At 63.6% G+C, this 22,929-nt stretch carries 23 protein-coding genes; 21 read left to right on the top strand and 2 right to left on the bottom strand.

What is annotated here, in order from left to right:
- Positions 1 to 252: 252 nt before the first annotated feature.
- The 9 genes from JHL16_RS21160 (at position 253) to phnL (ending at position 9,006) form a co-directional block, all read left to right on the top strand.
- Complete coding sequence (locus tag JHL16_RS21160) at positions 253 to 1,206, top strand: HlyD family secretion protein (protein ID WP_348647245.1); 954 nt, start codon at positions 253 to 255, stop codon at positions 1,204 to 1,206.
- A complete protein-coding gene (locus JHL16_RS21165; RefSeq protein WP_200186803.1) occupies positions 1,203 to 3,521 on the top strand; it encodes an ABC transporter permease in 2,319 nt (772 codons plus the stop codon). Before JHL16_RS21160 ends, JHL16_RS21165 begins: the two co-directional genes overlap by 4 nt.
- Positions 3,508 to 4,479, top strand: a complete 972-nt coding sequence (locus JHL16_RS21170) for an HlyD family secretion protein (RefSeq protein ID WP_200186804.1) — start codon at positions 3,508 to 3,510, stop codon at positions 4,477 to 4,479. Before JHL16_RS21165 ends, JHL16_RS21170 begins: the two co-directional genes overlap by 14 nt.
- 91 nt (positions 4,480 to 4,570) lie before the next feature.
- Positions 4,571 to 5,038 (top strand): phosphonate C-P lyase system protein PhnG, encoded by a 468-nt coding sequence (gene phnG, locus JHL16_RS21175; RefSeq protein ID WP_200186805.1) that lies wholly within the window; start codon positions 4,571 to 4,573, stop codon positions 5,036 to 5,038.
- Entirely contained in the window at positions 5,028 to 5,627 is a 600-nt protein-coding gene (gene phnH, locus JHL16_RS21180; RefSeq protein ID WP_200186806.1) for a phosphonate C-P lyase system protein PhnH, read from the top strand. The genes phnG and phnH overlap by 11 nt, the downstream gene beginning before the upstream one ends.
- Entirely contained in the window at positions 5,627 to 6,709 is a 1,083-nt protein-coding gene (locus tag JHL16_RS21185; RefSeq protein ID WP_200186807.1) for a carbon-phosphorus lyase complex subunit, read from the top strand. Before phnH ends, JHL16_RS21185 begins: the two co-directional genes overlap by 1 nt.
- The gene (locus JHL16_RS21190) at positions 6,706 to 7,542 is read left to right on the top strand and encodes an alpha-D-ribose 1-methylphosphonate 5-phosphate C-P-lyase PhnJ (RefSeq protein ID WP_200186808.1); all 837 of its coding nucleotides are present in this window, start codon (positions 6,706 to 6,708) and stop codon (positions 7,540 to 7,542) included. The genes JHL16_RS21185 and JHL16_RS21190 overlap by 4 nt, the downstream gene beginning before the upstream one ends.
- Positions 7,539 to 8,312, top strand: coding sequence for a phosphonate C-P lyase system protein PhnK (gene phnK / locus JHL16_RS21195; protein ID WP_200186809.1), 774 nt, complete (start codon positions 7,539 to 7,541; stop codon positions 8,310 to 8,312). Before JHL16_RS21190 ends, phnK begins: the two co-directional genes overlap by 4 nt.
- 4 nt (positions 8,313 to 8,316) lie before the next feature.
- Positions 8,317 to 9,006 (top strand): phosphonate C-P lyase system protein PhnL, encoded by a 690-nt coding sequence (gene phnL / locus JHL16_RS21200; protein ID WP_200186810.1) that lies wholly within the window; start codon positions 8,317 to 8,319, stop codon positions 9,004 to 9,006.
- 162 nt (positions 9,007 to 9,168) lie between these two features.
- On the opposite strand, the gene JHL16_RS21205 is transcribed toward phnL, so the two are convergent.
- Entirely contained in the window at positions 9,169 to 9,516 is a 348-nt protein-coding gene (locus tag JHL16_RS21205; protein ID WP_200186811.1) for a YybH family protein, read from the bottom strand.
- A gap of 155 nt (positions 9,517 to 9,671) precedes the next feature.
- Here JHL16_RS21205 and phnC point away from each other — a divergent pair, with 155 nt between their 5' ends.
- Genes phnC through JHL16_RS21240 form a run of 7 tightly spaced genes read left to right on the top strand, consistent with a single transcriptional unit; the run spans position 9,672 to position 15,479 of the window.
- Positions 9,672 to 10,517 (top strand): phosphonate ABC transporter ATP-binding protein, encoded by an 846-nt coding sequence (gene phnC, locus JHL16_RS21210; protein ID WP_246770992.1) that lies wholly within the window; start codon positions 9,672 to 9,674, stop codon positions 10,515 to 10,517.
- A 40-nt stretch (positions 10,518 to 10,557) separates the two neighbouring features.
- A complete protein-coding gene (gene phnD, locus JHL16_RS21215; RefSeq protein WP_200186813.1) occupies positions 10,558 to 11,559 on the top strand; it encodes a phosphonate ABC transporter substrate-binding protein in 1,002 nt (333 codons plus the stop codon).
- 52 nt (positions 11,560 to 11,611) lie between these two features.
- The gene (gene phnE, locus JHL16_RS21220) at positions 11,612 to 12,406 is read left to right on the top strand and encodes a phosphonate ABC transporter, permease protein PhnE (RefSeq protein WP_200186814.1); all 795 of its coding nucleotides are present in this window, start codon (positions 11,612 to 11,614) and stop codon (positions 12,404 to 12,406) included.
- On the top strand, positions 12,403 to 13,125 hold the full coding sequence (locus JHL16_RS21225; RefSeq protein WP_200186815.1) for a DUF1045 domain-containing protein: 723 nt from the start codon (positions 12,403 to 12,405) through the stop codon (positions 13,123 to 13,125). The genes phnE and JHL16_RS21225 overlap by 4 nt, the downstream gene beginning before the upstream one ends.
- Positions 13,122 to 14,267, top strand: a complete 1,146-nt coding sequence (locus JHL16_RS21230) for an alpha-D-ribose 1-methylphosphonate 5-triphosphate diphosphatase (RefSeq protein ID WP_200186816.1) — start codon at positions 13,122 to 13,124, stop codon at positions 14,265 to 14,267. The genes JHL16_RS21225 and JHL16_RS21230 overlap by 4 nt, the downstream gene beginning before the upstream one ends.
- A gap of 5 nt (positions 14,268 to 14,272) precedes the next feature.
- Positions 14,273 to 14,851, top strand: coding sequence for a phosphonate metabolism protein/1,5-bisphosphokinase (PRPP-forming) PhnN (phnN, locus tag JHL16_RS21235; protein WP_200186817.1), 579 nt, complete (start codon positions 14,273 to 14,275; stop codon positions 14,849 to 14,851).
- Positions 14,835 to 15,479, top strand: a complete 645-nt coding sequence (locus tag JHL16_RS21240; protein ID WP_200186818.1) for an LbetaH domain-containing protein — start codon at positions 14,835 to 14,837, stop codon at positions 15,477 to 15,479. Before phnN ends, JHL16_RS21240 begins: the two co-directional genes overlap by 17 nt.
- A gap of 450 nt (positions 15,480 to 15,929) precedes the next feature.
- Here the strand turns inward: JHL16_RS21240 and JHL16_RS21245 are convergent, their stop codons facing one another.
- On the bottom strand, positions 15,930 to 17,177 hold the full coding sequence (locus JHL16_RS21245; protein WP_200186819.1) for a mechanosensitive ion channel family protein: 1,248 nt from the start codon (positions 17,175 to 17,177) through the stop codon (positions 15,930 to 15,932).
- A 647-nt stretch (positions 17,178 to 17,824) separates the two neighbouring features.
- Between JHL16_RS21245 and JHL16_RS21250 the strand changes: the two genes are divergently transcribed.
- From JHL16_RS21250 to JHL16_RS21270, 5 genes are all read left to right on the top strand, one after another.
- Complete coding sequence (locus JHL16_RS21250) at positions 17,825 to 18,601, top strand: SDR family NAD(P)-dependent oxidoreductase (RefSeq protein ID WP_200186820.1); 777 nt, start codon at positions 17,825 to 17,827, stop codon at positions 18,599 to 18,601.
- A gap of 39 nt (positions 18,602 to 18,640) precedes the next feature.
- On the top strand, positions 18,641 to 19,984 hold the full coding sequence (locus tag JHL16_RS21255; protein ID WP_200186821.1) for an ABC transporter substrate-binding protein: 1,344 nt from the start codon (positions 18,641 to 18,643) through the stop codon (positions 19,982 to 19,984).
- Positions 19,985 to 20,171: 187 nt separating this feature from the next.
- Complete coding sequence (locus tag JHL16_RS21260) at positions 20,172 to 21,056, top strand: carbohydrate ABC transporter permease (RefSeq protein WP_200186822.1); 885 nt, start codon at positions 20,172 to 20,174, stop codon at positions 21,054 to 21,056.
- Positions 21,053 to 21,922, top strand: coding sequence for a carbohydrate ABC transporter permease (locus tag JHL16_RS21265; RefSeq protein ID WP_200186823.1), 870 nt, complete (start codon positions 21,053 to 21,055; stop codon positions 21,920 to 21,922). Before JHL16_RS21260 ends, JHL16_RS21265 begins: the two co-directional genes overlap by 4 nt.
- Entirely contained in the window at positions 21,919 to 22,917 is a 999-nt protein-coding gene (locus tag JHL16_RS21270; RefSeq protein ID WP_200186824.1) for an aldose epimerase family protein, read from the top strand. The genes JHL16_RS21265 and JHL16_RS21270 overlap by 4 nt, the downstream gene beginning before the upstream one ends.
- The last annotated feature ends 12 nt before the right edge of the window (positions 22,918 to 22,929 follow it).

Raw genomic sequence — 22,929 nt, forward strand, 5'->3', positions numbered from 1 at the left:
GAGAAGACGCACGCCGGAACGGGGGCATTTGCCAGTATTGCCTTCGCGCAAATCCCCGCCGATGATGCCGGAACGTGAGTCTTCCATCTGTCACTACCGAGGGCTGTCGTGGAAAAACCAGTCGAGCCTCCCCCCGCTCAACGCTCCAGGCCGTCGGGCCGACCCAGCGCCACACCGCCATCCACACCATCTCCACCCCGACCGCCCCCCAGGAAGGCCCCAGCTTCCGGATGGATCGCGCCTACCATCGTTGTGCTGATCTCGCTCGCTATCGCCGCGCTGTCGATCTGGTATCTCATTCATCCGGAACCGCTGATCGTTCAGGGCGAGGTCGACGCCACTCGCCTCGATATCGCGGCGCGCGTCGATGGGCGGGTGAGCGAGGTCGTGGCCGAACGCGGTCAGAATGTCGCCTCGGGTGCCGTTCTGGTGAAGATCGACAATCCCGAGACAGTGGCCAAGCACGAGCAGGCCGTCGCGGCCAAAGCGGTCGCCGAAGCCCAGCTCGCCAATATCGCAGCAGGAACGCGCGCCGAGGTTATAGCCCAGCGCAAGGCCGCGCTCGAACGTGCAGAAGCGGGCGTCGTATTCGTGCAGAAGTCTTTTGATCGGGTCAACCAGCTCGTGGCGCGCGGCAATGCCCCGCAGGCCAGGCTCGACCAGGTTTCGGACGAACTGCATGAAAGTCAGCGCGGTGTCGACCAGGCCCGATCCGCCTATGACCAAGCCGTCAACGGTTATACGGCCGAGGAACGCCAGATCGCTGCCGCCAATGTGGACAAGGCCGCGGCCGACATCGCCGCGGCGCAGTCGATCATCGATCAGATGACCGTCTACGCGCCGCTCGCCTCCCAGGTCTATCAGCGCAATATCGAACCGGGCGAATATGTCTCGCCGGGCGCCACGCTGGTGACGCTGATCGATCTCTCCGATGTCTGGGTCCACTTCGACCTGCGTGAGGATTTGGTCAGAGACATCAAGGTCGGCAACCGCTTCACGGTCCGCATCCCGGCGCTCGCCGATCGCGCGATCGAGGTCGAGGTCAAGCTGATCGCCACCAAGGGCGAATATGCGAGCTGGCGCGCCACCCGCTCGACCGGTGATTTCGATCTGCGCACCTTTGCGATCCGCGCCTATCCGGTTACGCCGGTGCCGGAGCTCAGGCCCGGCATGAGCGCCTATCTCGATTGGCGCGCGCGCAAATGAAAAGACCGGCGAAACCTGGTTTCTGGCTCGTCGCCCGGCGCGAATGCCGCTGGCTGTTTCACGACCGTACCGCCCTCATCCTCATCTTCGGCGTGCCGCTCTTCGCCTTTCTGGTGCTGAGCGCCGTCTTCAGCCAGCCCGTCATCCGCGGGCTGGGCACGGTGGTCGTCGATGCCGATCGCTCGGAGACCTCGCGGGCCTTCATCGAGGAGGTCGCAACCGCTCCCGGCCTCAAGATCGTCGAGCGCCCAGGCGACCTCGCCGAAGCGGCGCGCGCGGTCAGGGCCGGCGATGCCATTGCAGCTATCTATATTCCGGCGAATTTCGAGCGGGACCTGAAGGCGCAGCGTCGCCCGCAGGTCGTGGCCTTCCACAATCAGCAGTTCCTGACCGCCGCCGGCATAGCCTCACAGGGCCTGGGCGATTCCCTCGCCGCCGCGGTGACGAAGGCAGCCCCTATCCGTGCCACGGCGCCTGCCGCCTCGCGGAGCGGATCGCTCGTCCCCGAAACCATCGCGCTCGTCAATCCGCAGCGCAACTATGCGCAATTCCTGCTGCGCGCGTTGCTGCCCATGGTCATTCATGTGGTGATCACCATCGCCGCCGGTTATTCGGTCGGGTCGGAGTTCCGGCGCCGCAGCATGCGCAGCTGGCTCGCTTGCGCCGGGGGAAACCCGATCGTCGCGCTCGCCGGCAAGATGGCGCCGCTCTTCGCCATCTTCGTCGTCATCATGCTGTCTGTAGTGCTGATCCTCGAAGGCTGGTTCCAGATTCCCTTCAAGGGAAATGTAGCGATGATGATCGCCGCCGGCATGCTGCTGATCGTCGGCTATATGGCGCTCGGCGCGCTCCTGCAGCTTCTGGTGCGCGACCTCGCCACCGGGCTGGGTCTCGCCGGCCTCATCGTCTCGCCGGCCTTCGGTTATGCCGGCGTAGGATTCCCGACACTCGGCATGAACGCCTTCGCGGAAGGCTGGAGCACCATCCTGCCCTTGCGCTGGTACATGGCCGTCCTGCTGGGCCAGGCGGCGCGCGGGCTGCCGCCGCATCAGTCGGCGCATGCCTTCGCCATGCTCGCCGCTTTGGCCGTCGGCCTGTCACTGCTCGCTTTGTTCCGTCTCGGGGCGATCATCCGCAAGCCCTCTCGCGAAAAAGAAGTGGCGCCGGCGAGATCGATCACGGAAGCACCCCGCGGACTGGGCCAGGCCTTCGCCACAGAATGGCGGCGCGTTCTTGCGACCCGCGGCGCCTTCGCTTTGCTCGTCCTCGCACCGCTGATCTACGGCGCCTACTATCCGCAACCTTATCTCACGCAGATCCTGCGCAAAGTCCCTATCGTGGTCGTGGACAACGACCTCAGTGAGCTCAGTCGCGCTCTGGTGCAGACACTCGATGCCAGCGGGGCCGTGCGGGTGGCGGCGAATGTGGCTACATTGGCCGAGGCCCACGATGTCATTCAGCGCGGTGAGGCCTTCGCCGCCGTGGGCATTCCGACCGGCACCGAGCGCGACGTGCTCAAGGGCAATAAAGCGCATATTCCGGTCTATGCCGACGCCACCTATCTGTTCATCTTCAGATCGACGGCAAGCGCCATCGCCGTCGCCATCAACACGCTCTCCTCCGACATCGCTCTCGCCGGCGCGCGCCGCGACGGCAGTCTGGCCCGGACGACGCTCGCTTCCGTCAGTCCCGCCAATGTCCTGCTCCAGCCGATCTTCAATCCGGTGGGCGGCTATGCCAATTACATCGTGCCGGCGGCCTTCGTGCTGATCCTGCAGCAGACCTTGCTCATCGGCGCCGCCATGATGACCGTCGGCACGACGCTTCATGGCAGCGCCTTCACCAACGTGCTCGGTCGCGGTGTTGCGCATCTCACGCTCTATCTGCCGGTGCTCGCTCTCTATCTCATCGTCCTGCCGCGCTTCTACGGTTTCTCGGCGCTCGGTGATCCGTTGCAGCTCGCCGTACTGGCTTCTCTCTTCGTGCTCGCCACCAGCTTCATGGGGCAGATGGCGGGCGCCTGGTTCAAGAATCCCGAAACGCCCACACTTATCTTCCTGGCCACCAGCCTGCCGCAGTTCTTCCTGACCGGCTTCTCCTGGCCGCGCGAAGCCATTCCGGATGCAGTCCTAGCCGCCGGCCGCATTTTTCCGGCCGATCCGGCGATCGATGGACTGGTGCGCATCAATCAGCTCGGCGCCCGTCTGTGGGAAGTGGGGCATGACTGGCGCGATCTCGCGATCCTGACCGTCGTCTATCTTCTGCTCGCAGTGATTTCCGCTTATTTTCTGAGGCGAGACCATGTCAAAGCGTAGCATCGGCAAGCTTGCCATCGCCCTTCTGCTCCTCGCCGGCGTCGGGGCTGGATTTGCCCTGTGGCCATCGGCCGAACCACAACCGGCTTTGGGTGTCGTCCGGGCTACCCAATTGCGTGTCGCGCCCGAAGTGGGCGGGCATCTCGCCACGATCAAGGTCCGCAAAGGCGATCACGTCGCGGCGGGTGACATCGTCGCCGAATTGTCGGCGCTGGAGCTGACCGCATCGGTCGGACAGGCCCGTGCGACTCTCGCCGCAGCTCGCGCCGAGCGCGATCACATCTATGCCGGCGTGCGCGCCGAGGAGATCGCGGTACTGGCAGATGAGGTCTCCAAGACCCAGTCCAGCCTGAGCTTCTTCGAGAAGGAGCTCGAGCGCTCCACCTATCTGGCGTCGCGCGATTTCGCCTCGCAGCAGTCGCTCGACGAGGCCACCAGGAATGTCGCGACCACCCGCGCCGCCCTTGCCGGTGCCAAGGCCGAACATGCGGCGGCGGTAGCCGGCGCGACGCCGCAGGAGCGGGCAATCGCCGATGCGCAGGTCCATGCCGCCGAAGCCGCGCTCGCGGTGCTCGAGCGCCGCCTGGAGAAAACTGTTCTGCGGGCGCCGACCGACGGGACCGTCAGCGTGATCGTCGGCGAGATCGGTGAGGCGGTGCGCGCCGGCCAGCCGGTGCTGGCCATCGAAGCGAATGGCAAACCCTGGCTTTCCATCAATTTGCGTGAGGATGGATTACGCGGCCTGGCCATCGGCTCGACCGTCAAGGTCGCCCGCGCGGGCAAGGACGGCGTCACCCAGGCGGTGGTGAGCGAGCTCATGCCGATCGGGACCTTCGCGACGTGGCAGGCCGAGCGGACAGTAGGTGACCACGACCGCAATACGTTGCGTCTGCGTCTCGACCCGCAAAGCGACCAAGCCGAGTTTCAGCCCGGCATGACGGTGCGTCTCGTGCCTTAGCTGCGGCTTTCCACGACGCGCATAGCACCGTCCACAAAAGACTGAGCCGACTGTCACAGAACTTTTACAATGGGCTGTTTGATAGCCCGCCATGGCCCTCGATTCCCCGCAATCCAAGAATGAAACAACGGCGCGCCAGAAATGGATGTCGCTGCTCGCTGGCGCCAGGAAAGAGCGGCTCGATGCGCTTTTTCCACGCGACCGCCGCCCCTCCTTCACCTATTTGCGCAAGCCCGAGACCGGTCTCGTGATGCTGCGCGGTCGCCAGGGCGGCACCGGCAGCCCGTTCAATGTCGGCGAAGCCACGCTGACGCGCTGCAGCATCCGCCTCGCCAATGGCACGGTCGGCCATGCTTTCGTGATGGGCCGCTCGCATGAGCATGCGGTGAGCGCCGCGGTCTGCGACGCTCTGCTGCAGGGCGCCGAAAACGCGCAGCTGACGGAAGCGGTGATCACGCCGCTGGCCCATGAGCGCGCCGAGCGCGAACGCCAGATGGCGCTCAAGAACGCCGCGACGAAAGTAGACTTCTTTACGATGGTGAGGGGCGATGTCGACTGAACTCTTGAGCGGTTTCACCGACCAGGCGCGCGGCAGCGCTGAAGCCTTCCGGGTGATGCTCGACGCCATGGCGCAGCCCGGCCGTATCCTGCCGCTGAAGCCTGATTTCGCGGCGCCGGCGCCGCTCTTCGACTCCACCGCGGCGATCTGCCTGACCCTGTGCGACTATGACACGCCGCTCTGGCTCGACGACAGCCTGCGAGAGGCGGCCGTCATCGACTATCTGCGGTTCCACACGGGTGCACGCATCGAGAATGACAGCTCGCAGGCGAGCTTCCTTCTCTGCACGCCGGCAACCGCCGCCGAAGCGCTAGCCCGGGCCAGTATCGGCAATGCCGAATACCCCGATGCCTCGGCGACCCTCGTCATCCAGGTCCCCGATTTCTCAGGCGACAGGCTGACGCTGAAGGGTCCCGGCATCAAGGACGAACGCGCTTTCACCACCGCCGGCCTCGACGCTCGTTTCTGGGCGCTGATGGATGAAAATCACCAGCTCTTCCCCTTGGGACGCGATGTCTATTTCGCCGCGCCTCAGGAAATCGCGGCCCTGCCGCGCTCGACGCAAATCAAGAGAGAAGGTCAGGCCTGATGTATGTCGCGGTCAAAGGTGGAGAAAAGGCTATCGATGCGGCGCATCGCCTCCTTGGCGAAGAACGCCGTGGAAATCCCGACATTCCCGAAATCACCACCACGCAGATCGGCGAGCAGCTCACCTTGGCCGTCGACCGGGTGATGACCGAAGGCTCGCTGTACGACCGTGAGCTCGCGGCCGTGGCGATCAAGCAGGCGCGCGGCGACCTCATCGAGGCGATCTTCCTCATCCGTGCCTCACGCACCACTTTGCCGCGCTATGGTTATTCGACGCCGATCGAGACCTCGGACATGCTGATCCGCCGCCGCATCTCGGCCGCCTTCAAGGACATGCCGGGCGGCCAGATCTTAGGCCCCACTTTCGACTACACCCATCGCCTCCTCGAATTCGAGGCGAGCGAGACTCCAGCAGCGCCTGTCGAAACCGGTCCCGCCGATCTCGACCGCACCATGCCGCGCGTTCTCGACCTGATCGGCGCCGAAGGCCTGATCGAAGCCGCTTCCTCGACCTCGGGCGAACCGGGCGATCTCACCCGCGAGCCGCTCGCTTTCCCGGCCGATCGCGACCTGCGCCTGCAGAGCCTGGTGCGCGGCGATGAAGGTTTCCTGCTGGCGCTCGGCTATTCGACCCAGCGCGGTTATGGCCGCTCGCATCCTTTCGCCGGCGAGATCCGTTATGGCGAGGTAGCGGTGAGCTTCACGCCGGAAGAACTCGGCTTCGAGATCGAGATCGGCGCCATCGACATCACCGAATGCGAGATGATCAACCAGTTCAAAGGCTCGGCCGGCGTGCCGCCGCAATTCACCCGCGGCTACGGCTTAAGCTTCGGCCAGTGCGAGCGCAAAGCTATGTCGATGGCGCTCGTCGATCGCGCTCTGCGGGTACGTGAGCTCGACGAGGAGCAGACGGCGCCTGCTCAGGATGAGGAATTCGTGCTTTCGCATGCCGACAATGTGCAGGCGACGGGTTTCGTCGAGCATCTGAAGCTGCCGCATTATGTGGATTTCCAGGCCGAGCTCGAATTGCTGAGGCGCCTGCGCCGCGAAGCGCAAGGCCTCGATCAGGAGGCGGCGGAATGACCACCGGCTACAACTTCGCTTATCTCAACGAACAGACCAAACGTATGATCCGGCGGGCGCTTCTGAAGGCGGTCGCCATTCCGGGCTACCAGGTGCCCTTCGCCAGCCGCGAAATGCCGATGCCTTATGGCTGGGGCACCGGCGGCGTCCAGGTGACGGCGTCGATCCTCACCCCCGGCGACACGCTGAAGGTCATCGACCAGGGCGCCGACGACACCACCAATGCGGTGAGCATCCGCAAATTCTTCGTGCGCACCGCCGGTGTGGCAACGACCGAAGAAACCGAGAAGGCTTCGATCATCCAGACCCGGCATCGTGTTCCCGAGGCCAGCCTGCGCGAGGACCAGATCCTCGTCTATCAGGTGCCGATCCCCGAACCTTTGCGTTTCCTCGAGCCGCGCGAGACCGAGACCCGCAAGATGCATGCGCTCGAAGAATACGGCATCATGCATGTGAAGCTGTATGAGGATATCGCGCGTCACGGCCATATCGCCACGGCTTACGCCTATCCGGCCAAGGTGAACGGGCGATATGTCTTCGATCCCTCGCCGATCCCCAAATTCGACAATCCCAAGCTCGACGATTGCGCCGCCCTCCAGCTTTTCGGCGCCGGCCGCGAGAAGCGCATCTATGCCGTGCCGCCTTATACGAAGGTGACGAGCCTCGATTTCGAGGACCATCCTTTCAGCGTGCAGAAATGGGAAGAGCCTTGCGCGCTCTGCGGCTCGACCACCACCTATCTCGACGAGATCATTCTCGACGACAAGGGCAAGCGCATGTTCGTCTGCTCCGACACCGACCATTGCCGCAAGGCGCAGGAGAAAGCGGCATGACCAAACCTCTGCTCGTTGCCGAGAATATCAGCAAATATTACGACGGCCGCGTCGCCTGCGAGAAAGTGAATTTCGAGCTGTGGCCGGGCGAGGTCCTGGCGATCGTCGGGGAATCGGGCTCGGGCAAGACCACCTTGCTCAAATGCCTGTCGATGCAGATCGCCCCCAATGCCGGGCGCGTGCTTTATTCCCTGCGCGATGGGCGCACCGAGTCGCTGTCAGATCTGAGCGAGGCCGAGCGCCGCTTCCTGATGCGCACCGACTGGGGCTTCGTGCATCAGGATCCGCGCGAGGGCCTGCGTATGGGCGTGTCGGCCGGCGCCAATGTCGGCGAACGCCTGATGGCGGTGGGCGAACGCCATTATGGCCGCATCCGGTCGACCGCGCTCGACTGGCTCAACCGCGTCGAGATTGCAGGCGACCGCATCGATGAAAGCCCGCGCAATTATTCCGGCGGCATGCGTCAGCGCCTGCAGATCGCCCGCAATCTCGTCACCGCCCCTCGCCTGGTTTTCATGGACGAGCCGACCGGCGGCCTCGACGTCTCGGTGCAAGCCCGTCTGCTCGACCTTCTGCGCGGGCTGGTGCGCACGCTGGGCCTGTCGGTCGTCATCGTGACGCACGATCTCGCGGTGGCGCGCCTTCTCTCCACCCGCATCCTGGTCATGCAGCAGGGCAAGGTCATCGAGACCGGTCTCACCGACCAGGTGCTCGAGGACCCGCAGGCGCCCTACACCCAGCTTCTCGTCTCCTCCGTCCTGCAAGTGTGACCCGATGCGCACCATTCTCAAGATCCGCAATCTCGCCAAGCAGTTCCGCCTGCATCTCCAGGGCGGCGTGCGCATTCCGGTCTTCGACGACCTCCATCTGGAGCTCGCCGAGGGCGAGGCGCTGGCCGTCACCGGTCCGTCCGGCAAGGGCAAGAGCTCGCTGCTCAAGATCATCTACGGCACCTACAAAGCAGGCCAGGGCGAGATCCTGGTGCGCCATGACGACAGCTGGGTCGATCTCGCGCAGGCCGAGCCGCGCCAGGTGCTGGAAGCGCGCCGCCGCACGATCGGTTACGTCACCCAGTTCCTGCGCGTCATCCCGCGCGTGCCGACCCTCGATATCGTTTCCGAGCCCTTGCTCGAACGCGGTATTGCTCCGGAGCTGGCGCGCGAACGTGCCGCCTTGCTGCTCGAAAGGCTGAACATCCCCGAGCGCCTGTGGTCGCTTTCACCCATGACCTTCTCGGGCGGCGAGCAGCAGCGTGTGAACATCGCCCGTGGTTTCGCCGCGCACTATCCGATCCTGCTCCTCGATGAGCCGACCGCCTCGCTCGATCAGGAGAACAAGGCGCGCGTCCTCAAGATGATCGACGAAGCGCGGGACCAGGGCTCCGCCATCATCGGCATCTTCCACGACGCATCCGACCGCAAGGCCGTGTGCACGCGTGAATTTGATTTGACCCGAGCGGCTTAAGGGCTTGCGGCTTCATTTCCCTCGTCCTGAGGTGCGAGCGCAGCGAGCCTCGAAGGACATGTTTCACCAGGCTCGCTCTATCCTGAGGGATGCTTCGAGGGCCGCTTCGCGGCCACCTCAGCATGAGGGTCTTAGAGAGGCTTTCTGAACCGATACTCGGTCTTACGTAACCGAATAACGATCGATCACCCACAGCCACGTCCCACCCGATTGCCGGCGGGCGACCTCGGCGGTGATGCTGCCGTCGGGTAGATGCGTCGAGGTGAGCGCCACATCGCCATTGATCACGGCCGGGCTCTGCTTGCCCTTGGCGAACTTTCGACCCTCGGCGGCAAAGCCCTCAAACAGCGCCCGGATGGCCTCGTGGCCGCGAATCAATGCCCCCTCGCCCGTGTCGATGACCGCATCGGGCGCGAACAACGCCACCATGCCGTCGATATCGCCCGCCCATTGCCGCTCGATCAGGAACTGCTCGAGATCCTGAGGGTCGCGTGCCTTTTCTGTCGTCATCACAAGTCCTCCCGCAATCGTGAACAGTGGAATTTAGGGAGAATGCCTGTGTTTTTCCACAGGCAGTGGAACACCACGTCTCTTAGTCCGACTGACACAAAGCCTTCAGATGATTGTCACACAACGCCGCTACGCGTCTGGAAACCATGAAGGGGATGACGTTGGACGCGATCCGTATCGAACGATTGAGCAAGACGTTCAGCAGCGGCAAACGAGGATTGGACGATATTTCACTGACCATCCGCCAGGGCGAGATGGTCGCGCTGATCGGTGCTTCCGGTTCCGGCAAGTCCACCCTCATCCGTCACATCGCCGGCCTCGTCACCGCCGACAAGGAGCAGGGCGGCGCCATTTCCGTCCATGACCGCGCCGTTCAGGCACAAGGCCGCATCGCCGCCAATGTGCGTGACATCCGCCGTGAGATCGGCGTCATCTTCCAGCAGTTCAATCTCGTCGGCCGCATGTCGGTGCTCACCAATGTGCTGACCGGCGTGCTCGGCAGGATCCCGGCCTGGCGCGGCAGCGTCGGCGCTTTCCCGCTCATCGAGCAGCAGGCCGCCATGGCGGCCCTGACGCGCGTCGGCATCGCCGAGACGGCGCGCCAGCGCGCCTCCACGCTTTCCGGCGGCCAGCAGCAGCGCGCCGCCATCGCCCGCGCCCTCGTTCAGGGTGCGCGCATCCTCCTCGCCGACGAGCCGATCGCCTCGCTCGATCCGGCTTCCGCCCGCCGCGTGATGGAGACGCTCGAAAACATCAACCGCCAGGACGGCATCACCGTCGTCGTGGCGCTGCACCAGGTCGAATATGCCCGCCGTTTCTGCGCGCGCACCATCGCCATGCAGGCGGGCACGGTCGTCTTCGACGGCCCGAGCACTCAGCTTTCGAATGAGCGCCTCCGCCAGATTTACGGATCGGCCAGTGAAGAGCTGATTCTGCCAGATGCGGGCGAAGTCCGCCGGCCCTCCTCTCTCGTGGAAGGGCTCGCGGCGGCCGCCGCATAGTTGCGTCTACATAAGAACGTTACATATCAGGAGAAGTCAGATGAGATGGATCGCAAGACCGCTTGCCACGATGGCGGCGGCCGCCTTCATGGCCACGGCCGCCTATGCCGAGACCAAGGAAATCAATTTCGGCATCATATCGACCGAATCGACGCAGAATCTGAAGCAGTATTGGACGCCGTTCCTCTCCGACCTGGAAAAGGAAACCGGCATCAAGATCAATCCGTTCTTCGCCTCCGACTATGCCGGCATCATCGAGGGCATGCGCTTCGGCAAGGTGCAGATGGCCTGGTACGGCAATAAATCCGCGATGGAAGCGGTCGATCGCGCCGACGGCGAAGTCTTCGCCCAGTCCGTCGATGTCGAAGGTAATCCCGGCTACTGGTCGCTGCTCGTCACCAATGTCGACAACACCAGCATCAACACGGTCGACGACGTCCTCAAATGCGACAAGACTCTGAGCTTCGGCAATGGCGACCCGAATTCGACCTCGGGCTTCCTGGTGCCGTCGGTCTTCGTCTTCGGCGCCCACAATGTCGATCCCAAGACCTGCTACAAGGCCGTCACCAACGCCAATCATGAGACCAATCTTATGGCGGTGGTGAACAAGCAGGTCGACTTCGCCACCAACAACACCGAGAATATGCGCAACTTCGCCAAGTCGCATCCGGAAGAGCTGAAGAAGATCAAGGAAGTCTGGCGCTCGCCGCTCATCCCTGCCGACCCGATCGTGTGGCGCAAGGACCTCGACCAGCCGACCAAGGACAAGCTGCTCTCCTTCTTCATGACCTATGGCCGCCAGGGCTCCGTCGATGAAGTGAAGACGGCGCGCGAGAACCTCAAGAAGCTGAACTGGGCGCCCTTCAAGCCCTCTTCCGATGCGCAGCTCTATCCGATCCGCATCCTGGAAATCTCCAAGGCCATGAACAAGATCAAGGCCGACGAGCAGCTGGCCCAGGCCGACAAGGACGCCAAGCTCAAGGAGCTCGAGGCCAAGAAGGCCGAGTTCGAGAAGCTGATGGCCGAAGTGCCGCAGACCTGATCCCTGACAGGCGGGAGGGGTCGACCCCTCCCGCCGATTTTCGGAAGCGACGATGACCACCACAGCGATCCATATTCCACCCGTGCCGGCGGCACAGCGTTACGGCCGCCTGGCCTTCTGGTCGATCCTCGCTGTGCTTCTGGCCTGGAGCTTTTATCCGGCCGAGATCTACCGCGCCCCCCTCCTCGTCACCGATGCCGGCAACATGGCGCGCTACGCGTCCGGCTTCCTGGCGCCCAATTTCGCCGACTGGAAGCTTTATGTCAGCGAGATGCTGATCACCGTGCATATCGCCATCTGGGGCACGTTCCTGGCGGTGCTGTTCGGCATTCCTCTTTCCCTTCTCGCCTCCAACAATGTGGCGCCGGTCTGGGTCGTCCAGCCGGTGCGCCGCCTGATGGATGCCTGCCGCGCCATCAACGAGCTCGTCTTCGCCGTGTTGTTCGTCGTCGCCGTGGGCTTGGGCCCCTTCGCCGGCGTCATGGCTGTCTTCGTGCATAATCTCGGCATCGTCTCGAAGCTCTTCTCGGAAGCCGTCGAGGCTTCCGACCCGCGCCCGGTCGAGGGCATCCGCGCCACCGGCGCCACTAAGCTGCAGGAAGTCATCTACGGCATTGTCCCGCAGGTCATGCCGTTGTGGTTGAGCTACGGCCTCTACCGTTTCGAATCCAATGTCCGTGGCGCCACCGTGCTCGGCATCGTCGGCGCCGGCGGCATCGGCCAGTTGCTCTTTGAGAATATCCGCGGCTTCTATTATGGCGAGACCGCCGCGATCATGATCGTCGTGGTGATCACCGTCGCCGTCATCGACATCATCTCGCAGCGCCTGCGCAAGGTGCTGGTATGAGCGCCCGCTACGCCCTTTATTACGCGCCGGCTCCCGACACGCTGTTCCATGCGCTGGGCGCCAGCTGGCTCGGTCGCGACGCCTGGTCGGGCACGGTGACGGGCCAGCCTTCTGTCGAGAACATTACCGGTCTCACCACCGAGCCGCGCCGCTACGGCTTTCATGCGACGCTGAAGGCACCCTTCGAGCTCGCGCCGTGCAAAAGCCGCGCCGAGCTTTCCGCCTTCGCCGAAGCCTTCGCGCAGCGCCAGGCGCCGGTGATGCTGCCGAAGCTGCGGCTCGCGGCGCTCGACGGCTTCCTCGCTTTGCTGCCCGACAGCGAGACCGATCACCTGCACGAGCTCGCCGCCTGCTGCGTCATGGATTTCGACGCGTTTCGCGGACCGCTGCTGCCTGATGAGATCGCGCGCCGCCACCGCTCCGGCCTCAGCCACCGCCAGGGCCGGCTGCTGCTCAATTGGGGCTATCCCCATGTGCTCGATCAGTTCCGCTTTCACATGACGCTCAGCAACAAGCTGGGCGCCGCCGACATGGCGAAGCTGCGCGCCGAGGCCGAGCGGCATTTCGCGCCCGTGATCGGCGTTCCGGTCCGGCTCGATGCGATCACCATCTTTTGCGAGGCCGAAAAAGGAACGGCCTTCCGGGCCGAGGAGCGTTTCGCCCTCACCGGCAAGGCCGACACGATCTGGCCGGAAATCTGGAAACTGGGTGTAAGATGACGAAGGAAAAGATCTTCAACAATGCGAAGATCGTGACGGCGGATGAGATCATCGATGGCGCGGTCCTCGTCCGCGACGGCATGATCGCGGATATCAGCACGAGTGCGGTCGCCACGGCCGATGTCGATCTCGACGGCGCCTATCTGCTGCCGGGCCTGGTCGAGCTCCACACCGATCACCTGGAAAGCCATTACCGGCCGCGTCCGGGCGTGAGCTGGCCCGCCATCGGCGCGCTGCTCGCCCACGACGCGCAGATCGCCGCCGCCGGCATCACCACCGTCTTCGACGCCTTGCGCGCCGGCACGTTCGACTCCGAGACCGGCGGCCTGCGCCGCGCCAATGACCAGCTCTCGGGCGCGATCAGCGAAGCGCGCAAGGCCAATATGCTGCGCGCCGATCATCGCGTGCATCTGCGCTGCGAATTGCCCTGCGCCGACACCTTCGACACGGTCGAGGAGCTGGTCGAGCAAGGTCTCGTCGAGCTGCTCTCGGTCATGGATCATACGCCGGGCGAACGGCAATTCGTCAGCATCGACAAGTTCCGCGAATATTATCTCGGCAAAGGCATCATGAGCCCGGAACGGCTGGAAGTCTTCATAGTGGAGCGCCGCGAGCTGAACCAGCTTCATTCCGAGCGCAACCGCCGCGCCGTCGTCAATCTCGCCCTCTCAAAGGGACTGAAGATCGCGAGCCATGACGATGCGACCGAGGCGCATGTCGCCGAGGCGATCGCCGACGGCGTCGTGATCGCCGAGTTCCCGACCACCGAAGCGGCGGCGCGTGTCGCCCATGACAGCGGCCTCGCGGTGCTGATGGGCGCCCCCAATCTGGTGCGCGGCGGCTCGCATTCGGGCAACATCCCGACCGCCGACGTCGCCAAGGCCGGCTGCCTCGACCTCATGTCGTCGGACTACGTGCCGGCGAGCCTGCTGCACGCCGCCTTCGCGCTGCCCGACAATGTCCCGGGCATCACGCTGCCGGAAGCCGTCAAGGTCGTGTCGCGCAACCCGGCCCGCGTGATGGGCCTCGATGATCGCGGCGAGATCGCCCTTGGCAAACGCGCCGATGTCATCGAGGTGCGTCTCGTCGACAGACATCCGGTGGTGCGCTCGGTGTGGCGCGCCGGCGAGCGCGTTCTCTGATCACCATGCCCAGCCCCGGAAGACTGGTCCTCGTCGTCGGCCCGAGCGGCGCCGGTAAGGACAGTCTATTGCGCGAGGCGGCGAAGACGCTTGCCGCCGACCGCCACATCATCTTTCCACGCCGCGTCATCACGAGACTCAGTCATGACGAGGCGGAGGCGCATGACAGCCTCACCGTCAAGGAATTCATCGAAGCGCAAGGTCAAGGTCGCTTCGCACTGTCCTGGCAGGCGCATGGGCTGCATTACGGCATTCCGGTCTCTCTCCTCGACGAGCTGAAAGCGGGCCGCACCGCCGCCGTCAATGTCTCGCGCGCCATCATCACAGAAGCCGCGGCGCGCTTCCCGAATGTCGCCGTCCTCAATGTGACGGCACCGGCCGAGATCATCGCCGCACGGCTCGCCCAGCGTGGCCGCGAGGCGCCCGCCGACATCGCCCAGCGCATCGCCCGCGAGGCGCCGCGCTCCGATTCATGGGTCGAGACCCTCACCATCGTCAACGACACCACGCTCGAAGCCGCCGCCCGCGCCTTCACATCGGCGCTTCTGCAGCTCTCCAAGGAGTCCTATGCCGCAGCTGTCTGAGAAGCCTTATCTGCATGAGGGCGCCACTGTCACCGGCTCGACCTTGGGCCGTTATGTCGAGATCGGCGCCGGCGCCCGTATCGTCGAGAGCGTGTTCGGCGACTACAGCTACACCGACCGGTATGCCGACATCGCCTATTCGACGCTCGGCAAATTCGCCAATGTCGCGGCCTTCGTGCGCCTCAATCCGAGCGAGCATCCCTATCAGCGCGCCTCATTGCATCACTTCATGTACCGCTCGGAATATTACTGGCCCGAAGAGAAGAGTGAGAAGGCTCTTTTCGACTGGCGCCGCTCGCGCCCGGTGACGCTCGGCCACGATACCTGGATCGGCCATGGCTCGGTGATCATGAAGGGTGTCACCATCGGTGATGGCGCCATCGTCGGTTCGCTGTCGGTCGTCACCAAGGACGTTCCGCCTTATGCCATCGTCGCGGGCAAGCCGGCGCAGTTCCTCAAATGGCGCCACCCGCAGGAGATCGCCGAGCGTTTGCAGGCACTCGCCTGGTGGGACTGGGACCACGAAACTTTACGCGAAGCTCTACCCGACTTCCGGGCGCTGTCGGCGGAGGCCTTCCTCGAGAGATACGAGACCTCTGAAGCCGCGGCGCGCCGCGTGGCGGGCTGAGCCAGATCCGCTGTTCTTTTTCACGGAGCAGCGGAATTCTGCAGCGGATTAGCAGCGGATCTGCAGGGATCTACAGGGAATTTCGCCGATTCCCTTTTAACAGCGGATGGCGAAGCTTGAGGCCGGGCAGCGCCACCGGCGAAATATTTAACGTCCAACCGCACAAATTGGCAATGACCGGCATCCGCCCGCCCCGCAGCAGGAGATTGCGCCACGTCGGACCTTCGGAGACCGGGGAAGCACATGGTTACGGCGCGCCGAGTCTGTCGAGGCGACGGCTGGAATTCTGATGATGCCCGGCGGCCCATCAAAAGCGAAATCAGGACTTGGCACGCGACGCGCCCCACGTTGAAGATCAGAAGCTTCGGATATCCCCCTCGATGCGCCCGGCAGATTTCCGCTCGGACATGCATGGAATGTGGATCAACCGCCTCTCAAGCAATGCGATACTTATTTTAACGGCGCCAGTGCGATCCCAGCCTCTTTCAGCGTATCCCACACCAGGAAATGGACATCAGAGCCATAACCGTTGGTCCCGGCGACCCAATAAGTCAGGCTGAACTGGATGCCTTTGTCGCCGAATAGCTTGATCTCGCAAGCCGGGCCCGAGGGCCTCGCCAGGATATGGGGGTGCTTGGCGGCGGCGATCTGGATGAGGTCGGGAATCCGGTGGATATCGGCGTCATAAGGCACCGAGAAAGCCACCTCGAAGCGCTGCAGGGGATCGGATTTGGTCCAGTTGACGAAGGCGGAGGTGATGAACTTCTCGTTCGGCACCGTGATCTCCTTGCCATCGCCGGTATGGAGCGTCGAGGAGCGCATATTGATCTCGTGCAGCGTGCCGGCCATGCCGCCGCCGACCTCGACATAGTCACCTACCTTCATCGAACGCTCGAACAGCAGAATCATGCCGGAGATGAAGTTGGAGGCGATCTGCTGCAGGCCGAAGCCCAGGCCGACGCCCAAGGCGCCGCCGAAGACGGTGAGCGCCGTCAGATCGAGGCCGAGCACCTGCAGGAGCAGGATGAACAGCAGCACAAACAGGCCGGTTTGGAATATCTTGGCCAGCAATTCGCGGGTCGGGATATCCAGCGCCTCCTGCTTGCGGATGGCCTTCTGGCCGGCATCGTTGGAGAGGCGTCCGAGCCAGAACAGCACCCCGCCGAACACCGCGGCCTTGACCAGCGTATAGAGCGAGAGCCTGATATTGCCGGCCTCGAGCGACACCGAATCGAGATAGAGCGATACATTGTCGAGGACGCCGAAGACCTGCAGCGTCGCGATCGGGATGCCGATCCAGCGCGCCGCGGCATTGATCAGCGGGTGGCGGACGAAGCGCTTGATCGCCGCATAAAGCACAGCGATCACCGCGATGCTCTGGGCGAAACGGACGAGCCAGGAGGAGCCCACCGAGCCTTCCGCCACCTGGACGGCGATGGCCAGCATCAGGACGCACAGGATCGGAAACAGAAGGTCGCGGCAGCTATAGAGCCAGCGCCGCGCCTTGAGCAGCGGCTCCTGCTCCGGCGGGCTCCTGAAATAGGGGGTCTTCGCCTTGATCTGGCGATTGGCGAAATGGGCGACCGCCACGGCCAGGATGACGGCGCCGATCTGGGCATAGAATTGCGGGCTGACCAGCCAGCCCAGCAGAATATCCAATACTCTCGTTGCTTCGATCTCGGCCTGCTCGATCGTCATATTAGCCCGCTATGTGCTTTGCGCGGCACCGGCGCTTCGTCCTGCCGGGGCGTAAGCGATGTGATGCCGCAACGAATCGAGACCGCCCCCTTCTTCACGGTAGGTACTCTGAATATTCTTCACAATTGCAGCAGCTGTCACTTCCTGACGCTTGCGAACACTCAAGGATGCTTTGAACGACCGCTGCGTATTTCTCGAAGGGCGGCGAACGGTTCAATTTTTCACAGACAGGTTCCGCACCACCATTCTATTCGGTGAAGGCGAAACCTAACCCGCGAATTGCGTGCAAGGGGAGAAGCATGCCGGACTTTGGGCCCTTCGGCGCAGCCGGCTCACTATAGTGTCGAGGTGAGCATAGTTGAAGTCATAGACATCCGCGCCCAGGGCTTCGACGAGCGCGCGCCGGTCGACGGCTTGCCGCGCTCACTGAACAAGCGTTTTACCGCACCGGGATCGGGGTGAGATTCTCGGATCAAGGTTATCCATAGCGCCGGCGGGAACGCTGCGCAGAACCTGGATTTCCGCGGGAGGGAGGGGGGAGCGCAAGCGGCAATGGACGAGCGGCGCCCGCCCCTTGACGCTCTGTCGGCCCTGACTATAGTGACTTCCGATATCTCAGATCAAGGTCCAACATTACGGAAAAGCGCATGGGCTTGCTCGCCGACAAGATTTGCCTCGTCAGCGGCGCGGGCCAGGGGCTCGGCCGTGCCATCGCGCGCGAGATGGCCAAGGAAGGCGCCGTCGCCATCCTGCTCGAGCGCAATCCCGACACGGCCGCCGCCGTCGCGAAAGAGATCACGCAAGCGGGTGGCCGGGCCGAAGCCCATGCGCTCGATGTCACCGACTATGACCGTTACGGCGAGATCGTTGCCGACGTCGCCGCCCGCCATGGCCGCATCGACGTGCTGGTCAACAACGCGGCGATCAACCCGCCGACCCGCACCATCCTCAACGACACGCTGGAGGAGTGGCGGCGCACCATCACCATCAATCTCGAAGCCGTCTATATGGGCAGCAAGCTGGTGGCGCCGCATATGGTGAAGCAGCAGGACGGCCGCATCATCCATATCGCCTCGATCCAGGGCTTCGCCTCGAGCGGTGATTGCGGACCTTATAACGCGGCCAAGGGCGGCATCATCGCTTATACGCAATCCATGGCGGTCGAGCTCGGCCGCTACAACATCCTCGTGAATTCGGTGGCGCCGGGTTTCATGGTGACGCCGATGTCGGTGGTCAATGGCGTCGACGAGACGACGACGCCGGACTATATCGAATGGTACATCACCCGCCGCAAGATCCCCTTGGCCCGCAGCGGTCAACCGGAGGATGTCGCGGGCACCGTGGTGTTCCTCGCCTCCGACTATTGCCGCTACATGACCGGCCAGCTTCTGGTGGTCGATGGCGGCCTGATGAGCACGTTCTGATAAGATGCAGTCATAAGTGGAAACAGGGAAGGGCAAACAATGGACAGTAGAAGACACCTCTCGCGTCGTGATCTCCTGAAGACTTCGGCCATGCTGGGCGCAGGCTCTGCGCTCTCGGGCCTTCTCCCCGCCTTCGCCGCACAGGCGCAGGACAAGACGCTCGACATGTGGTGGTGGGGCGAGCAGGAATTGCCCGGCCTGCAGAAATTCGTCGACAGCTCGATCGCCGGCTACAAGGAGGCGACCGTCAAGCCGATGCTGCAGGATACCGCCGTGGTGATCTCGCAGTTCCAGACGGCCGCTGCCGCCGGCAAGGCGCCCGACATCCAGTATCTCTGGAACGGCGTCTACCATATGGAAAGCGTGTGGCTCGGCTATCTGAAGGGCCTCAAGGGCCTGGTGAGCGACGATGTGCTCACCGCCTCCAACCCGACCGCGCTCAGCCGCTTCGGCGGCGACATCTACCGGGTCGGCTGGTATCCGCTGCCGATGTTCTGGTGCTACAACAAGACGCTGTTCGAAAAGGCCGGCCTCGATCCGGAGGCGCCTCCCGCCACCTGGGACGCGCTGCTCGCGGCTTGCGAGAAGCTCAAAACCGCCGGCATCGAGCCTCTCGGCGGCGGCATCCAGGACGGTTACTGGAGCGAATGGTACATCACCCACTCCCTGCCGCAGAATCTCGACACGCTGGGCGAAGCGGTCGAGCTCTTCATCGGCGAGAAGGATTTCCGCGATCCCAAATATCATGAGCATTGGACGAAGTTGGCGGAGCTGAAGACCCGCGGCTATCTCAACAAGGACATGTCCTCGCTCGAGCTCTATCCGGGCATCGACCTCGTCGCCGCCGGCAAGCTCGCCATCGGCCAGTCGATCGGCACCAGGCTTCCGGCCGACAGCAAGGCGACCGGCGGCAAGATCGGCTACATGACCATGCCGGTCTTCGGCAAGGGCAAGCTCGCCGGCGTGCCGGTGGTCGACGTGCAGGGGCTCGGCATCTCGACCAATGCCGAAGACCCGAAGACGGCTGCCGCTTTCCTCGAATATCTCCATTCGCCGGAGCGGCTGAAGGCGTTCTGGGACGCGACCGGCTGGATCCCGTCCAACAAGAACTTCGACACCAGCGTCATCGCCGATGCCTCGGTGCGTGGTCTGTGGGAGAATTGGGGCCTGAAGCCCAACATCTCCAACGTGACCAATCTCGTGCCCGGCCAGTTCTATGAGCGCGCCGCCATCCCGACCGGACAGCAGATCGTCCAGGGCTCGATGACCGGCGAGCAGGCGGGCGAGCTCGCGTCCAACACCGCCAAGGAATGGCGCGAGTTCAACCCCGACATGGTCGAGAACTACCGCAAATGGGCGCTCGATCTGTCGGCGCCGCTGTAATCTGAAAGACCTCCCTGGGTTTCCCCTTCTCCCGCGCGGTACGCGTGGGAGAAGGTGCCCGAAGGGCGGATGAGGGCTCTTCTGTGAGAGCTACGAATTCTAAGAGCCCTCACCCGGCCTTCGGCCACCCTCTCCCATCCTTCGGACGGGAGAGGGAGAAAACTGGAGATATGAGCGCGTTTCCGACATGACCGCATTACAAAGCCAGAAGCTCAAGCCCTATCTCTATGTACTGCCGCTGATCCTGCTGCTGGCTTTCGTCTTCGGCTATCCCTTGCTGCGCATCTTCGAATTCAGCTTCAAACTGGTGCGTGGCATCGACGGGCCGTGGATCGGCCTGCGCAATTACGAATTGATCCTTGGCCAGTCGCTGTTCTGGGAATCGGTGCTGCATAATATCCAGCTCCTGCTGGCGATCCCGGCGATGGTGGTGATCTCGCTCCTCATCTCCATCCTGCTCTATGAGCGCATCACCGGCTGGAAGCTCTACCGCATCATCGTCTTCGTGCCCTTCGTGCTCGCCATCCCGATCATCGCGGTGGTGATGAAGCGCATGTTCCAGTTTTCCGGACCCGTCAACGAGGTGCTGCGCTGGCTGAGCCTCGATTTTCTGGCGCTCGACTGGATCGGCTCCTCCGACGTGGCGTTGTGGACAGTGATGATCCTGATCGTCTGGCGCGAATCGGCGCTCGGCATCATCCTGTTCCTCGCCCGGCTTCTGAGCCTCGATGAATCGATGCTGGAGGCGGCACGCCTCGAAGGCGCCAATTGGTGGCAGCGCGTCTGGCACATCATCCTGCCGCAGATGCGCGGCGTCATCGAATTTTATGTCGTGGTCTCGGTCATCACCATTCTCGCCGCCGTGTTCTCTTATGTCTATGTGGTGGGCGGCGGCCGCGGCGGGCCGGGCACCGCTACCATGGTCATCGAATTCTACATCTTCAATGCCTTGATCCGCACCAGCCTGCCCGGCATCGCGGCGGCCGCCTCCGTACTGCTGTTCCTGGTCTCGGTGCTGCTCATCTTCCCGATGTTCCGCGCCCGCCGCCGGGTTCGGGAAGAGGAGGCATGACGATGTCCGAGATCGCCACCCAAGACAGAAGACGCCGCGCCCGCGCGCAGACCGCCCTCGGCGATGCGCTCAAGCAGGGTGTCCTCCTTATCGCCTCCTTCGTCGCTCTGGTGCCGACCTTCTACATGATCATGACGGCACTCAAGAGCGAGGAGGAATATGCGATCGACAAGCTCGGCCTGCCCGACGCGCCGATCCTCGACAATTTCCGCGCCGTGCTCGTCGACAGCCCGTTTCTCGCCTGGATGCTCAACAGCTTCATCCTGGTGGTGGGGTCGGTCGCGCTCAGCATCGTGGTCTCCTGCCTCGCCGCCTATGCCATCGCGCGGATGGAGTTCAAGGGCCGCGAGACGCTCCTGGCGCTCAGCACCTCGCTGATGGCGGTGCCGCCGGTGGTCATGATCGTGCCGCTCTTCGTGCTCTATACCCAGCTCGACCTGATCAGCACCTATCAGGGCGCCATCATCATCTATGCCGGCCTGATCACGCCGTTCTCGGTCTATCTGCTCACCACCTTCTTCCGCACCGTGCCGAAGGAATTGTTCGAATCGGCGAAACTCGACGGTGCCGGCGACCTTTTGATCCTGTGGAAGATCGTGCTGCCTTTGTCGCTGCCGGCATTGGTGACCCTGGTTGTGGTGAACTCGCTTTATGTCTGGAATGACCTCTTGATCGCCATTATCTTTCTGCAGGAAGATGCCAAGCGGACGCTGATGGCCGGCATCAGCGTCTTCCAGGGCCGCTACAACAACCAGGTGCCCTTGACCATGGCCGGCATGGTGATCGCCAGCGCCCCGATGTTCATTCTCTATATCGCCTTCCAGAAGCATTTCATCCGAGGCCTCATGGCGGGCGCCATCAAATGATCATCCTCGAAAGCGCCGAACTCCAGGTCGCGGTCAGCTGCCAAGTCGGCGGCAGCATCACCCGCATGACCGTCAAGGAGAGCGGCCTCGATGTGCTGGGTGAAGTCCCCTGGCCGGTGACGGATGAGCCGATCGCCAGTGGCGCGGCGCGCGATGAGCCCGAATTCCTGACCCGCTTCACGGGCGGCTGGCCCCTGCTCTTTCCCAATGCCGGCGATGCCTGCGATTTCGACGGAGCATTCCACGGCTTTCATGGCGAAGGCGCAGTCACGCCCTGGGATGTGGTGGCGCGCGCCGCCGACCGGATCGTTCTTTCGCGGCATTTCGACATCGTGCCGGTGACGATGCGGCGTGAAATGCGCCTCGAAGGCGATCTCCTGATCATGACCGAGCATCTCCAGATGACCGGCGCCCGGCCGATCGAGGTGATGTGGGGCCATCATCCAACCTTAGGATCGGATCTCCTCGCCGCACCGATCGAGATCACCTCGGGCGCCCGTAAAGCGCGGGTCTGCACCAGCCATGATCTCGCCAGCAATCCCTTGGCGCTCGGCGCCGAGGGCCAATGGCCGATCGTTCCCGGCAAGACCGGCCCCTTCGATCTGAGCCGGCCGCGGGAGCCGATGGCGAGCCTCGCCTATCTCACGGATTTCGATGACGACGCGTGGATCGCGGCGCGCCGCCTCGACAACAAGGTGGCCGTCGCTTTGTCCTGGGACGAGAAACTCTTTCCCTGCGCCTGGCTCTGGTACGAGCTCGCCGGCAACCCGGATGCGCCCTGGCTCAACCGTACCCGCCTCATCGGCATCGAGCCCAACACGACCTGGCCGGCCTGGGGCCTCGCCAAGGCGAAACAGGCGGGCGGCACGCTGCTCACGCTCAACCCGGGCGACGAGCTCGCCACGACGCTGCGTTTCCAGGCCTTTACGCCAACGGGCCCCATCACTGCTCTCGACGGCGAAGGCCGCGCGTTGCCGGTGCGCATTGCAAGATGAGCGTGGCGCCCG

It is taken from the genome of Taklimakanibacter albus, assembly GCF_016595235.1.
Classification (GTDB): domain Bacteria; phylum Pseudomonadota; class Alphaproteobacteria; order Rhizobiales; family Aestuariivirgaceae; genus Taklimakanibacter; species Taklimakanibacter albus.

Excerpts from the sequence above, each read along its gene's own strand:
- JHL16_RS21165 (WP_200186803.1), top strand. The coding sequence starts at position 1,203 with ATGAAAAGACCGGCGAAACCTGGTTTCTGGCTCGTCGCCCGGCGCGAA.
- JHL16_RS21170 (WP_200186804.1), top strand. The coding sequence starts at position 3,508 with ATGTCAAAGCGTAGCATCGGCAAGCTTGCCATCGCCCTTCTGCTCCTC.
- phnG (WP_200186805.1), top strand. The coding sequence starts at position 4,571 with ATGGCCCTCGATTCCCCGCAATCCAAGAATGAAACAACGGCGCGCCAG.
- phnH (WP_200186806.1), top strand. The coding sequence starts at position 5,028 with ATGTCGACTGAACTCTTGAGCGGTTTCACCGACCAGGCGCGCGGCAGC.
- JHL16_RS21185 (WP_200186807.1), top strand. The coding sequence starts at position 5,627 with ATGTATGTCGCGGTCAAAGGTGGAGAAAAGGCTATCGATGCGGCGCAT.
- JHL16_RS21190 (WP_200186808.1), top strand. The coding sequence starts at position 6,706 with ATGACCACCGGCTACAACTTCGCTTATCTCAACGAACAGACCAAACGT.
- phnK (WP_200186809.1), top strand. The coding sequence starts at position 7,539 with ATGACCAAACCTCTGCTCGTTGCCGAGAATATCAGCAAATATTACGAC.
- phnL (WP_200186810.1), top strand. The coding sequence starts at position 8,317 with ATGCGCACCATTCTCAAGATCCGCAATCTCGCCAAGCAGTTCCGCCTG.
- JHL16_RS21205 (WP_200186811.1), bottom strand. The coding sequence starts at position 9,516 with ATGACGACAGAAAAGGCACGCGACCCTCAGGATCTCGAGCAGTTCCTG.
- phnC (WP_246770992.1), top strand. The coding sequence starts at position 9,672 with ATGACGTTGGACGCGATCCGTATCGAACGATTGAGCAAGACGTTCAGC.
- phnD (WP_200186813.1), top strand. The coding sequence starts at position 10,558 with ATGAGATGGATCGCAAGACCGCTTGCCACGATGGCGGCGGCCGCCTTC.
- phnE (WP_200186814.1), top strand. The coding sequence starts at position 11,612 with ATGACCACCACAGCGATCCATATTCCACCCGTGCCGGCGGCACAGCGT.
- JHL16_RS21225 (WP_200186815.1), top strand. The coding sequence starts at position 12,403 with ATGAGCGCCCGCTACGCCCTTTATTACGCGCCGGCTCCCGACACGCTG.
- JHL16_RS21230 (WP_200186816.1), top strand. The coding sequence starts at position 13,122 with ATGACGAAGGAAAAGATCTTCAACAATGCGAAGATCGTGACGGCGGAT.
- phnN (WP_200186817.1), top strand. The coding sequence starts at position 14,273 with ATGCCCAGCCCCGGAAGACTGGTCCTCGTCGTCGGCCCGAGCGGCGCC.
- JHL16_RS21240 (WP_200186818.1), top strand. The coding sequence starts at position 14,835 with ATGCCGCAGCTGTCTGAGAAGCCTTATCTGCATGAGGGCGCCACTGTC.
- JHL16_RS21245 (WP_200186819.1), bottom strand. The coding sequence starts at position 17,177 with ATGACGATCGAGCAGGCCGAGATCGAAGCAACGAGAGTATTGGATATT.
- JHL16_RS21250 (WP_200186820.1), top strand. The coding sequence starts at position 17,825 with ATGGGCTTGCTCGCCGACAAGATTTGCCTCGTCAGCGGCGCGGGCCAG.
- JHL16_RS21255 (WP_200186821.1), top strand. The coding sequence starts at position 18,641 with ATGGACAGTAGAAGACACCTCTCGCGTCGTGATCTCCTGAAGACTTCG.
- JHL16_RS21260 (WP_200186822.1), top strand. The coding sequence starts at position 20,172 with ATGACCGCATTACAAAGCCAGAAGCTCAAGCCCTATCTCTATGTACTG.
- JHL16_RS21265 (WP_200186823.1), top strand. The coding sequence starts at position 21,053 with ATGACGATGTCCGAGATCGCCACCCAAGACAGAAGACGCCGCGCCCGC.
- JHL16_RS21270 (WP_200186824.1), top strand. The coding sequence starts at position 21,919 with ATGATCATCCTCGAAAGCGCCGAACTCCAGGTCGCGGTCAGCTGCCAA.